Genomic DNA, 13,802 nt, shown 5'->3' with positions numbered 1-13,802 from the left:
AAGAGGACTGAATTTATTGTTTTATATAAAAAAATATGGTAGAATTAAAAGATGTTAAATTCAAGAAAAACGCTTTGAAAGGAGGGCTTTGGTTGAAGAAATTTTTTAGGGGAGCTAGCTTCTATATACTAATATTCATTATTATCATTTCCATTGTACACTTCTATGGACAGCCAGCACAAGATAAATTGAATTTGTCAGTCTCAGAATTTATCAACCAATTACAAAAGCAAAATGTGCAAGAAATTACAATAGTAGAGAATGCTATTGTGGGAAAATTGAAAAATGATCAAGAATTTAAAACATATATACCACCTGTGGTTCGTTCTGAAGTATTAACAGAAAAATATATACTTCCTCAAATGGAAAGTGGAAAGTTGATTGTTAAGGGAGAACCACCAGCAAAGACACCATGGTTCTTTGAGATCTTACCTTCTATATTTATGGTTTTGATTTTTGTTGTATTTTGGTTTGTATTTATGCAGCAGTCCCAAGGGGGAGGCAGCAGAGTCATGTCTTTTGGGAAGAGTAAAGCAAAGCTGCATAAAGAAGATGAGAGAAAAAAAGTTACCTTTGATGATGTAGCAGGACTTGATGAAGAAAAAGAAGAACTGCAAGAAGTTGTTGACTTCCTAAAGAATCCTAAAAAATACATGGAATTAGGAGCAAGAATTCCAACGGGTATTTTAATGGTGGGACCTCCAGGAACAGGAAAAACCTATCTTTCTCGTGCCACTGCAGGAGAAGCAGGTGTACCATTTTTTAGTATAAGTGGTTCTGATTTTGTTGAAATGTTTGTTGGGGTCGGTGCATCACGTGTTCGTGACCTTTTTGAACAAGCAAAGAAAAATTCCCCATGCATTGTGTTTATAGATGAAATCGATGCAGTTGGAAGGAAAAGAGGAGCAGGTCTTGGTGGAGGGCATGATGAAAGAGAGCAAACCCTAAACCAATTGCTTGTAGAAATGGATGGGTTCGGCGTTAATGAGGGAATTATTATTATTGCTGCAACCAATAGACCAGATATCCTAGATCCTGCGTTACTTCGTCCAGGTAGGTTTGATAGACAGGTAATGGTAGGGGTTCCTGATATTAAAGGAAGAGAAGAAATATTAAAAGTACATTCAAAAAATAAGCCACTAGCTGAAGATGTAGATCTAAAGGTTTTAGCTAGAAGAACACCTGGCTTTACTCCAGCAGATATTGAAAATTTAATGAATGAAGCAGCGCTTTTATCTGCTAGAAAGAATGATAAAAAAATAAACATGCATACAATAGAAGAAGCAATCACAAAAGTTATTGCAGGACCAGAAAAGCGAAGTAGAGTTGTGAGTGAAAAGGATAGAAAGCTTACAGCATTCCATGAAGCAGGTCATGCAGTTGTAGCAAGAATGCTTCCAAATACAGATCCAGTACATCAAGTGACGATTATTCCTAGAGGTAGAGCAGGTGGATTTACTATGATCTTACCAAAGGAAGAGAAAAGCTATGCCACAAAGACAGAGATGGAAGAACAAATTGTACATCTTTTAGGCGGTAGAGTTGCTGAAAAATTAGTATTAAATGATATTAGTACAGGTGCTAGTAACGATTTAGAAAGAGCTACAAATATTGCAAAAGCCATGGTTACAAAATATGGAATGAGCGATAATTTAGGGCCTATTGCTTATAGTTCAGATGATGAAGTATTCTTAGGGAGAGATTTCTCAACAAAGAGAAATTATTCTGAAGAAATTGCTTCTAAAATCGATAAGGAAATAAGAGAGATTATGGATGAAGGCTATGAAAAAGCGGAGACATTATTAAAAGAAAATATGGATAAGCTTCATCTTGTAGCCAATACACTTCTTGAAGTCGAGACATTGAATGCTGAAGACTTTGAAAAGTTATTTACAGAAGAGCAAAATAATATTGATTTAGAAAAAGTAGATGATACGCAAAACGATGTAATTGATTTAGATAAAGAATAATACAAAACCCCTTTGACTTTGTGCAAAGGGGTTTTATAAAGGGAAGATTATTAAAGCAAAAAAAGGTTGTAATCATTTGAAGAATATAAGATAATTTCCCAGGAAATAATAAAATAAGGAAGAAAAGAACCGAAAAGGTTCTTTTTTTGTAGTTGTATATTTCCGGTTTGAAAATTTAGTGTATAATGGTTATTATATGAAAATATAAAAAGGAGAAGTGAAAATGCGAAGAATAGATGTAAAAGAGATTGAAAATACGGTAAGAAATCTATGTATAAAAGCAAACCTTTATTTAGGAGAAGATGTGATTAAAGCTTTTGAACAAGCAGAAAAAAAGGAAGCTTCTCCTGTTGGAAAAGAAATCATAAAGAATTTAATAAAAAATGCTGAAATTGCTAAAAATGAAGAAATGCCCATTTGTCAGGATACAGGAATGGCTGTATTTTTTATTGAAGTTGGACAAGAAGTACAATTAGTTGGAGGAAATATTAGTGAAGCCATTAATGAAGGAGTAAGAAGAGGTTATAAAGATGGATATTTAAGAAAATCAGTAGTAAAAGATCCTTTGATAAGAGAAAATACGAAAGATAATACGCCAGCTATTATATATTATGATATGGTACCAGGAGAAAATATAAAAATTACTTTTGCGCCAAAGGGTTTTGGAAGTGAAAATATGAGCAAAACAAAAATGCTAAAGCCTTCCGATGGTGTGAATGGGGTTATAGATTTTGTTACAAAAACAGTAATGGATGCAGGGCCGAATCCATGTCCTCCTATTGTTGTAGGGGTTGGCATTGGAGGAACAATAGATAAAGCAGCAGTTCTTGCAAAAAAATCACTAACAAGACCTATAGGGTCTCATAATGAAAAAGAACATTTAAGAGAAATAGAAGAAATGCTACTAAGAAAAATAAATAATTTAGGGATCGGACCTCAGGGACTAGGAGGAAATACAACAGCTTTAGCTGTGCATGTAGAAAGTTTTCCAACCCATATAGCAGGACTTCCTGTGGCTGTAAATATAAATTGTCATGCGGCAAGACATGAAGAAATAATTCTATAGGCGAGGTGAATCATATGACTATAAAAAAAATAACTACACCTTTAACAAAAGAGAAGGTAGAAAATCTTAAAGCAGGGGATACGGTCTATATATCAGGAACCATTTATACAGGAAGAGATGCGGCTCATGCAAGATTAATAGATACGATCAATAAAGGAGAAGAACTTCCATTTGAAGTAAAAGATGCTATTATTTATTATGTAGGACCAACTCCTGCAAAGCCAGGAAAACCTATTGGTTCTGCTGGACCTACTACTAGTTATCGTATGGATGATTTAACGGTACCACTCCTTGAAAAAGGGCTAACTGGAATGATTGGGAAAGGATTAAGGAATCAAAAGGTAATAGATGGAATGAAAAGAGAAGGAGCCGTATATTTTGCTGCAATTGGGGGAGCAGCAGCCCTCATTGCTGATTCTATTAAAAAAGCTAAAATCATTGCTTATGAAGATTTAGGACCAGAGGCTGTTAGGAAATTAGAAGTAGAAGACTTTCCTGCCATCGTTGTTATTGATCATGAGGGCAATAACCTTTATGAGACAGAAAGAGAAAAATATGCAAAATCAGAGGAGGACAAATAAATGATTGATTATAATAAGTTGGCACTTACTATGCACAAAGAAAATAAAGGAAAAATTTCAGTTACGAGTAAAGTATCTTTAGAAAATAAAGATGATTTGTCTACAGCATATACGCCTGGTGTAGCAGAGCCCTGTAGAGAAATCCATAAAGATAAAGAAACAGTTTATACATATACTTCTAAGGGAAATATGGTAGCCGTAGTGAGCGATGGAACAGCAGTTCTTGGTCTTGGAGATATAGGAGCTCATGCAGCTATTCCTGTTATGGAAGGAAAGGCTGTGCTTTTTAAGAGCTTTGCAGATGTAGATGCTTTTCCTATATGCTTAAATAGCAAAGATACGGATGAAATTGTAAAAACCATTAAACTAATCGAGCCTATGTTTGGTGGAATCAATCTCGAGGATATTTCAGCTCCTAGATGCTTTGAGATAGAAGAAAGATTAAAAAAAGAATTAGATATTCCTGTTTTTCATGATGATCAGCATGGAACGGCTATTGTGGTATTAGCAGGACTTATTAATGGGTTAAAGTTAGCAGATAAAGCACTTGAAAGTGCGAAAGTAGTGATCAATGGGGCTGGATCAGCAGGAATTGCTATTACAAAACTATTGTTAACTGCAGGGATTAAGGAGATTGTTCTTTGTGACAAAGAGGGAGCAATATTTGAAGGTGCAAAAGGATTAAATCCAGCACAAGAGAAAATAGCAAAAGTGACAAATCTAAAAAAGCAAAAGGGATGTCTTGCAGATATCATGAAAAACAAAGATGTTTTTATAGGTGTTTCAGCACCGAATATTGTAACAAAAGAAATGATAGCATCTATGAATGAAAGAGCTATTGTATTTGCTATGGCAAATCCTATTCCTGAAATAATGCCAGAAGATGCAAAACAGGCAGGTGCGTTTATTGTAGGAAGCGGCAGATCGGATTATCCTAATCAAATTAACAATGTATTGGCATTTCCAGGGATATTTAGAGGAGCTCTTGATATACGGGCAAAACAGATTACAGAAAATATGAAGGTAAAGGCTAGCTTTGCCATTGCAAATGTTTTAAGGAAAGAGGAATTAAGGGAAGATAAAATTATTCCGAGTCCATTTAATAAAGAAGTTTCAAAGGTAGTAGCTCAAGCTGTTATGAAAGCTGCTAAGGAAGATGGTGTAGCAAGAACCTAAAATTTAGGTTCTTTTTTTTGTGGAAAATTATTTGAATATTTTATACAATAGGGATAAAGATACTTAAAAGAGGTGAGAAATGTGAGGAGTTTAAAGGTAAAAATACCCATACTCATTATTACTTTGGTTATATTTGCTGTTATAGGAAGTACGTATATAACTTATAGAACTGCGAGCAAACAAATGAGGCAGCATATTATTAATAAAAATACGATTATTGCCAATATGATTTCAGATCAGGTAAACCAGTATTTGTCCGATGCTAAAAATACAGTGAAATATATGGCTCAGAATGCTAATGTAGAGGATATGGAAAAAGTAAAAGAGGAAATCAATCAAATTTATAAAAGCTATAGATGGCTAGATGTTATGTTTTACATGACAGCTGATGGGGAAATTACCTATAGCATTCCTCATAACGATATTATTTATCGTAGAGATTATACAGAAAGAGAGTATTATCAGTATCTTATTAAAAATAAAGAAACGTATATTAGTAAGGTTTTTATTAGTAGTTTATTAAATCAGCCTCATATTATAATTGTTTCTCCTATTTTAGATAAACATACAGGAGAAATAAAGGGAATTATCGGTGGAGGGGTTCCACTAAAGGCAATTAGTAAGATTATAGAAAAAACACAGCATTCATATGATGGAAAAATTTATGTAGTTGATGAGGATGGAAAAATACTAGTCAGCCCAGATTATAATGAAATATTTAAAGAACTTTCATTAAAAAGGAATATTGAAATAGAAAATAAAGTCATAGGATTAGAAGAAATTTTAAAAAAATATTCAAAAGGAGTAGGCCAATATAGAGACAATGGTCATAAGGTATATGTATCTTTTAGTAAAATTGAAAACTATAAAGGGATGATTATTGTTGAACGAGATGAAGAATATATAGGAAAAGAAATCAAACAAATCCAAAAAGAACTAACACCATTGATTATTGCTATCATGACCATCTCTTTTCTATTAAGTATTTCTTTAGCATATACGATTACAGATCCTATAGAAAAATTAGTAGTTTATGTAAGAAATATAAGTAAAGATATTCAGCAAGGCATGAAAGGGTTTAAAGTTACAAAAAATAATGAGATTGGTGAATTAGAGCTTGCTTTTTGTGGTATGAGCAAAGAGTTAAGCATGAAAATAGAGGATTTAAAAAGTTCTCATAAGAGAGAAAAGGATACAAGAAAATATTTAAATAATATATTAAGAAGTGCAGGAAGTGGTATTTTTGTTATTAATGATCAAGGTAAAATTGTTATCTTTAATAGAACAGCTGAAAAAATTACGGGCATTGAAAGTAAAAATATTATTGGCAAATATGTAAATGAATTGATGAGAAATTTAAATTTACCTAAAGATATTTTCAATAAAAATTTAGAAGGAAATATGTTTATGGAAGCAGAATACAAAATTAAAAGAAATGATGCCATAGATGTGCCTATTAGCATGATGGTTTCTCCCATATATGATGATGCGAATAAATCTATTGGATTGGTTTGTTTGATGAAGGATTTAACCCAGATTAAAATGTTAGAACAACAATTAAGAAGAGAGGATCGGTTGAAAACAATTGGAGAACTATCTTCATCTATTATACATGAAATAGGGAATCCTTTAGCAGGAATGACAAATCTTTTGGAGGTGCTAAAAGATCATGCAGACCATGAAACAGTAAGAGAAGAATTAATAGTTGCCCTAAGAGAAGAAGTAGATATGCTTAATAATATTGTGATTAATTTCTTGGAGTTTACTCGTATGAATAATAATAAAAAAGTTTCTGTGAATATAATGCACATTATAGATAGTACACTTAATATTTTAAAACCAGAGATAAAATATAAAACCATACGTGTGATCAAAAACTTTCCACGTGAAATTCCCTTTATAAAAGTAGATCCATCTGCTATGAGACAGGCATTGGTAAATATACTGAAAAATAGTATTCAAGCAGTAGGATCATACGGAGTTATTGAAATAAAAGTATATAAAGTTAACCCAAATACATTAGTTCTTTCTATAAAAGATAATGGGGAAGGGATAAATGAGGAAATGATGGATAGGATATTCAATCCTTTTTTTACAACAAAAGAAGATGGAACAGGATTGGGGCTTTCTATTGTTCATAAAATTATAACGGATAATGGAGGAACCATTTCTGTAAGGAGTGAGGTTTCAAAGTATACGGAATTTATATTATCCTTTGAGGGGGAGACAGATGAAATTATTGATTGTTGATGATGAAAAGAGTATAAGATTGTCCCTACGTATAGCTTTAAGCAAATTAGGAATAAAAATTTTAACAGCAGCTTCTGGTGAAGAAGGGATTGAAATTTTTGATAAAGAGAGACCGGATATATGTATTGTGGATATTAATTTACCAGGAATCAATGGAATTGATGTTTTAAAGCATATAAGAAAAAAGGATAAAAATAGCTTTATTATGATGATTACTTATATTAGTGAGGTAAGATTGGCTGTTGAAGCAATGAAATTAGGTGCAAATGATTATTTTACAAAACCTTTTAATATAGAAGAGATTAAAGAAAGCATTAATGACAATATAAAGTATATAAAAAAAGCACAGGAGATTTCAAATCAAGAAAAAAAAGAGATAGCAGAAATTATTGGAGAAAGTAAAGCCATACAAAATGTGAAAAATATTGCTCAAAAAGTGGGGAATATGCCCTATGATACATTTATATTGATTCAAGGAGAAAGTGGAACAGGGAAAGAGATCATTGCAAAGGCAATCCACTTTAATGGAATTAGAAAAAATAAGCCTTATATTGCGCTGAATTGTGCAGCTATCCCTAAGAATCTGCAAGAAAGTGAATTGTTTGGGTATGAAAAAGGTGCTTTTTCTGATGCAAAGCAGTTAAAGAAGGGACTCATTGAAGAAGCAAATGAAGGCACCTTGTTTTTAGATGAAATTGGGGATATGGATATACTTCTTCAAGCAAAGCTTTTAAGAGTACTACAAGAAAAGAAATTTAGACGTATTGGAGGAATAAAAGAGATTGAATTTAGTGCAAATATTATCGCAGCAACCAATAAAGACTTGCAAAAAGGGATAGAAAAAGGGAATTTTAGAGAAGATTTGTACTATAGATTGAATGTAGTTCCTATCCATACAGCTCCCTTAAGAGAGAGAAGAGAGGATATTAAAGTATTGATTGATTATTTTATCAATCAATATAATGGTGCTTTAAATAAAAAAGTAAAGGGTATGACAAAAGAGGCTATGGAAATTTGTAAGAATTATGGATGGAAAGGAAACGTTAGAGAATTAAAAAATTTTATCGAAAGGGTTATGATTTTCCAAGAGGATTGTTGGATTGATGTAGATCACTTACCTGAAAATCTTATGAGTTATTATAGTGAGGAGAAAGGGAAGAGCGTAGTAAGTAGTAATCTTGAAGATGTTGAGATGCAGGCCATCAATAGAGCGTTGAAGGAGAACAACTGGAATATTTCAAAAACGGCAAAAAGCTTAGGAATTTCTCGTGTGACTTTGAGAAGGAAGATTGAAAAGTATAGTATTGAAAAATAGTGGAAACATTTGAAACAGAAGTGGTAAAAAAATTACCACTTCTGTTTTTTTGCGTGAAAGAAAAAAAATAAAAATCAACTATTTTCAATCAATTTATAAAATTTAGAAATTGGCATGACTTTTGCAATGTATATGAGTGAAGGAGGGAAAACGTATTCATTTGGATTTGAGGGTATTTAAAAAATAATAAAAAAGGAGGAAAAAAGCATGAAATTTGATTTAGTAGCTTGGATTACCAATCCTTTTATATTGATGTTTATAGCAGTATTTACAGGACTTGTTTTTGGAAAAATAAAATTTGGAAAATTTAATTTTGGCATATCTGGAACTTTGTTTAGTGGGCTGCTCATAGGGTGGTGGGTTTTAGGTTATGCAAAAGGGTTTAATGAAGGAGAAGTTGGATATAAATCAGCTCAAAAGTTAATCAACTCTGGAGTTGTTGGGAAAGATTTCTTTATCCTGTTTTTAGTATTGTTTGTTGCAGCAGTAGGGTTATTAGCAGCAAAGGATATGGGAACTGTACTAAGAAGATATGGAGCTAAATTTGTATTATTAGGTTTTTTGATAACCTTTTTAGGAGCTGCAGCTACCTATGGGATGACAGTTATTAGTAATGAAGCCAATCCCTATGAAGTATCAGGAGTATATACAGGGGCACTTACTAGTTCTCCCGGTCTTGCAGCTGCCATTGAAACAGCTAAAGGACATTCAACAGATTGGGTGGAAAAATATGAAACCCTTTCAAATAAAGAAAAAGTAAGATTTTTAAAATTACTTGATGAGACTGGAACACTTACTCCTGAAAATACACCGAACCTAACGGAAGAACAAAAAACTCAATTTGTAAGAAATGCTGAGGCGGGTATTGGGGTCGGGCATGCTATTGGATACCCATTTGGTGTTATTATTGTAATCATTGCAGTAAACTTTTTCCCAAGAATATTTGGAATTGATGCTAATAAAGAATTGAAGGAATTAAGAGATGAAATGAGTCAAGCCAGAAGAGAAGCTGCTGCTACCACAGAGATAGAAGAAACCTCTTTTGATTTAATGGCTTTTTCTGTTGCTTGTTTTTTAGGATATACCATAGGAAAAATAAAGATATTTTTAGGACCCCTTGGATATTTTAGCTTAGGTTCTACGGGTGGTGTCTTAATAGGGTCTTTAATTCTTGGATATATAGGAAAAATTGGATTTATGAATTTTAGAATGAATAATAAAATATTAGGAGTGATCAGACAGCTTGCATTAGCATTTTTCTTGGCAATTGTAGGATTAAGATATGGATTTAAAGTATTTGATGCTCTTTTAGGAACTGGCTGGTATTTAGCAATTGTTGGTTTAGTTGTAGGTGCTGTAGCTATGATTTTAGGATTTTTTATTGGAAGATATATATTTAAGATTAATTGGATTATGTTATCTGGAGCAATATGTGGAGGAATGACTTCGACACCAGGTTTAGGAGCTGCTATTGATGCAGTAGGTTGTGATGATCCAGCAGCTGGATATGGTGCAACTTATCCATTTGCCCTATTGGGAATGGTAATATTCACAATAATTCTCCATAATATGCCAATGTAATTTATATTTTTTTATACGAAGGAGGGAATAATATGTTAGAAGGTAGATTGAGAAGAAATGATTTAGAAAGCAAAATTATGACACCACAAGAAGCATCTATGTTTATTAAGGATGGTATGATTGTTGCTACAAGTGGTTTTACTCCTTCTGGATATCCTAAGGCAGTACCACTAGCATTAGCCAAAAGAGCTGAAGAAGGAGAAAAGTTAGGAATAACTATTATTACAGGAGCCTCTGTAGGGGATGAATTAGATGGTGCTCTAACAAGAAGCGGTGTTATGAAAAGAAGATTTCCCTATCAGACAAATAAAGATTCAAGAAATGCTTTAAATAATGGAAATCTTATGTATCAAGACATGCATCTTAGTCATGTGCCCCAATATATTGATTATGGATTTTTTGGAAATATTGATGTAGCTTTAGTGGAAGCTTTAGCAATAACAGAAGAAGGTGGAATTGTTCCTACTACTTCTGTAGGAGCTATGCCCCATGCCATAAAAAATGCGGATAAGATTATTGTTGAAATCAATATAAGTCAACCCATGGAATTAGAAGGAGTGCATGATATCTATATCCCTGAAAGGCCACCACACAGAAAACCAATTCCTATTATTCACCCTAAAGATCGAATTGGTACGTCTTATATACCTTGTGATCCAGAAAAAATTGTTGCTGTTGTAGTGACAGATATACCAGATAAAGTTAGACCCTTAGGTGCTATTGATGAGAATTCTAAAAAAATATCAGGGTATATTATAGATTTCTTTGAGCATGAAGTAAAAATGGGAAGACTTCCCAAAAACTTATTACCCCTACAATCTGGAGTAGGCTCTGTTGCAAATGCAGTGTTAGGAGGGTTAGTTGATTCGAAATTTGAAAATCTTACTTGCTATACAGAAGTAATTCAGGACTCTATGTTTGACCTTATTGATGCTGGAAAAGTAACGATTGCTTCTGGAACATCTTTTACCCCATCAGAAGAAGGGCTAGAGAGACTTCTTAATAATATGGAACATTATGCAAAACATTGTATTTTAAGACCAATGGAAATTAGTAATCATCCAGAAGTGGCTAGAAGACTTGGTGTAATTGCTATGAATACAGCTATAGAAGTAGATATGTATGGACATGTGAATTCAACGAATATTATGGGATCTCGTATGATGAATGGGATAGGAGGATCGGGAGATTTTACTAGAAATGCATATCTATCCATATTTACAACGGTTTCAACAGCGAAAAATGGAGATATTTCCTCTATTGTTCCTATGGTATCCCATGTAGATCATACAGAACATGATGTAGAAGTCATTGTAACAGAACAGGGTATCGCTGATTTAAGAGGGACTTCACCAAGAGAAAGAGCAAGAAAAATCATAAATAATTGTGCTCATCCTATCTATAAGGATAGATTGATGGATTATTTGGAAAGGGCAGAACGAGGAAAATTCAGGCATGAACCTCATTTAATAGGAGAGGCGTTATCTTGGCATGATCGATTTTTACAAACAGGAAGTATGATAATAAAATAACGTAGATGTGTATGCCAAACACACATGTATGTTATATAACACAATGTATACACATATACTTCGCGAAACTTAGTACAAAAAATTCTGATTTATGGTATTCTAAAAATATATTAGATAAATATATAAGCTTTAAAAGGAGGAGAACAATGTTTGAAAAAGAGAAACTAGGAAAAATTAAAGAAAGTTTTGATGCATATGAAGCAAAGGTAGCAGAAACTACAAAAAAAAGACCTGAAAGAAAAGAAGTATTTGAAACAGGGTCAGGAGCAGTTGTAAATAGACTTTATACCCCTCTTGATATTGAAGGGTTTGATTATGAAAATGATTTAGGTATGCCAGGAAGTTACCCTTATACTAGAGGTGTGCAACCTACTATGTATAGAGGAAGATTTTGGACAATGCGTATGTATGCAGGATTTGCTACTGCCGAAGAATCTAATAAACGTTATAAGTATTTAATTGAACAAGGATCAATGGGTCTTTCTGTTGCATTTGACCTTCCAACACAAATAGGATATGACTCAGATCATCCATTAGCAGAAGGAGAAGTTGGTAAAGTTGGAGTGGCTATTGACTCATTAGCAGATATGGAACTTTTATTTGATGGGATTCCATTAGATAAAGTTTCAACTTCTATGACAATCAATGCACCAGCATCTGTACTTTTAGCTATGTATATAGCTGTAGCAGAAAAACAAGGTGTAACAGCTGATAAACTAAGAGGTACTATCCAAAATGATATCTTAAAAGAGTATATTGCTCGTGGAACATATATCTTCCCAACAGAAGCTTCTATGAGATTGATCACAAATATATTTGAATATTGTTCAAAAGAAGTACCACTATGGAATACGATTTCAATTTCTGGATATCATATCAGAGAAGCAGGTTCAACTGCTGCTCAAGAAGTTGGATTTACTCTTTCAGATGGTATTGCTTATGTAGATGCTGCAATTAAAGCAGGACTTGATGTAGATACGTTTGCACCAAGACTTTCATTCTTCTTTAATGCACACAATGATATTTTAGAAGAAGTTGCTAAATATAGAGCGGCAAGAAGATTATGGGCAAGAATTATGAAAGAAAGATTTGGTGCTAAAAAAGCTAAATCAATGGCACTTAAATTCCATACACAAACAGGTGGTTCAACTCTTACTGCTCAACAACCAGAAAACAATATTGTTCGTGTTGCTATTCAAACCCTTGCAGCAGTACTTGGTGGAACACAGTCCTTACACACAAATTCTAAAGACGAAGCATTAGCTCTTCCTACAGAAGATTCTGTAAGAGTAGCACTTAGAACACAACAAATTGTAGCATATGAGAGTGGTGCTGCTGATACAGTAGATCCATTAGCAGGTTCATATTATATTGAAGCAAAAACAAAAGCAATTGAAGAAGAAGCAATGAAATATATTAAAAGAATCGATGAAATCGGTGGTGCACCAAGAGCTATTGACAATGGATATATCCAACAAGAAATTATGGATGCAGCATACAACTATCAAAAAGATATTGAGAATGATAAGAGAATCATTGTTGGTATGAATAAATTCCAAATCGAAGAGGAAGCTCCAAAAGGATTGTTAAGAGTAGACCCTTCTGTTGGAGAATTACAAAAGAGTAAGATTCAAGCATTAAAAGAAAAAAGAGATAATGCATTAGTAGAAGAAAGATTAGAAGCTTTAAGAACAGCTTGTAAGAGTGATGAAAACTTAATGCCATATATCTTAGATGCTGTAAGAGCTTATGGTACACTAGGTGAAATTTGTGGTGTGATGAGAGAGGTTTTTGGTGAATATCAACAAAGCGTACAATTATAAAAAATCTTTAATATAAATAGAATTTGGGAAGATTAAATAAGGAGGAAAAATTCATGGATAGACCGATTAGAGTATTAGTTTCAAAACCAGGACTTGATGGTCATGATAGAGGGGCAAAGGTAATTGCAAGAGCTTTAAGAGATGCAGGGATGGAAGTTATCTATACTGGACTTAGACAAACACCTGAGCAGATTGTAAATGCTGCTATCCAAGAAGACGTAGACTGTATTGCAATGAGTATTTTATCTGGAGCACATAATACATTGCTTCCAAAAGTTGTAGAGCTTCTTAAGGTTGAAAATGTAGATGATATTTTAGTAATTGGTGGAGGGGTTATTCCTGATGAAGATATTCCGTTCTTAAAAGAAAAGGGAATAGAAGAAGTATTTACACCTGGAACACCAACTTCTGTAACAATAGATTACATTAAAGAAAACATTAAAAGAAAATAATCAACATAACTATAAATGCAGATTCGGGCCATTGGGTCTGTAGTCTGCAATTATAG

The 13,802-nt window shown here is 33.2% G+C and carries 10 protein-coding genes; all 10 read left to right on the top strand.

Annotated features, from left to right (window positions below; translation table 11 throughout):
• Positions 1–35: 35 nt before the first annotated feature.
• The 10 genes from ftsH (at position 36) to K7H06_RS17025 (ending at position 13,746) form a co-directional block, all read left to right on the top strand.
• On the top strand, positions 36–1,970 hold the full coding sequence (gene ftsH, locus K7H06_RS17070; RefSeq protein ID WP_223037227.1) for an ATP-dependent zinc metalloprotease FtsH: 1,935 nt from the start codon (positions 36–38) through the stop codon (positions 1,968–1,970).
• A gap of 223 nt (positions 1,971–2,193) precedes the next feature.
• Positions 2,194–3,036, top strand: coding sequence for a fumarate hydratase (locus K7H06_RS17065; protein ID WP_223037226.1), 843 nt, complete (start codon positions 2,194–2,196; stop codon positions 3,034–3,036).
• Between the two features lie 14 nt (positions 3,037–3,050).
• Positions 3,051–3,617, top strand: coding sequence for a Fe-S-containing hydro-lyase (locus K7H06_RS17060; RefSeq protein ID WP_223037225.1), 567 nt, complete (start codon positions 3,051–3,053; stop codon positions 3,615–3,617).
• Between the two features lie 3 nt (positions 3,618–3,620).
• Positions 3,621–4,793 (top strand): NAD(P)-dependent malic enzyme, encoded by a 1,173-nt coding sequence (locus K7H06_RS17055; RefSeq protein ID WP_223040065.1) that lies wholly within the window; start codon positions 3,621–3,623, stop codon positions 4,791–4,793.
• An 81-nt stretch (positions 4,794–4,874) separates the two neighbouring features.
• Complete coding sequence (locus tag K7H06_RS17050) at positions 4,875–7,043, top strand: sensor histidine kinase (RefSeq protein WP_223037224.1); 2,169 nt, start codon at positions 4,875–4,877, stop codon at positions 7,041–7,043.
• A complete protein-coding gene (locus K7H06_RS17045; protein WP_223037223.1) occupies positions 7,024–8,358 on the top strand; it encodes a sigma-54-dependent transcriptional regulator in 1,335 nt (444 codons plus the stop codon). Before K7H06_RS17050 ends, K7H06_RS17045 begins: the two co-directional genes overlap by 20 nt.
• A gap of 207 nt (positions 8,359–8,565) precedes the next feature.
• Entirely contained in the window at positions 8,566–9,939 is a 1,374-nt protein-coding gene (locus K7H06_RS17040) for an aspartate-alanine antiporter-like transporter (RefSeq protein ID WP_223037222.1), read from the top strand.
• Between the two features lie 32 nt (positions 9,940–9,971).
• Positions 9,972–11,471, top strand: coding sequence for a succinyl-CoA:acetate CoA-transferase ScpC (scpC, locus tag K7H06_RS17035; RefSeq protein WP_223037221.1), 1,500 nt, complete (start codon positions 9,972–9,974; stop codon positions 11,469–11,471).
• Between the two features lie 146 nt (positions 11,472–11,617).
• Positions 11,618–13,294 carry an acyl-CoA mutase large subunit family protein gene (locus K7H06_RS17030; RefSeq protein ID WP_223037220.1) on the top strand — a complete coding sequence of 559 codons (1,677 nt, stop codon included), beginning with the start codon at positions 11,618–11,620 and terminating at the stop codon, positions 13,292–13,294.
• 53 nt (positions 13,295–13,347) lie between these two features.
• Positions 13,348–13,746, top strand: a complete 399-nt coding sequence (locus K7H06_RS17025; RefSeq protein ID WP_223037219.1) for a cobalamin B12-binding domain-containing protein — start codon at positions 13,348–13,350, stop codon at positions 13,744–13,746.
• Positions 13,747–13,802: the final 56 nt, after the last annotated feature.

Origin of the sequence: Crassaminicella profunda, from assembly GCF_019884785.1 — a bacterium.
Classification (GTDB): domain Bacteria; phylum Bacillota; class Clostridia; order Peptostreptococcales; family Thermotaleaceae; genus Crassaminicella; species Crassaminicella profunda.
This window is presented reverse-complemented; position numbering and strand designations above follow the sequence as displayed.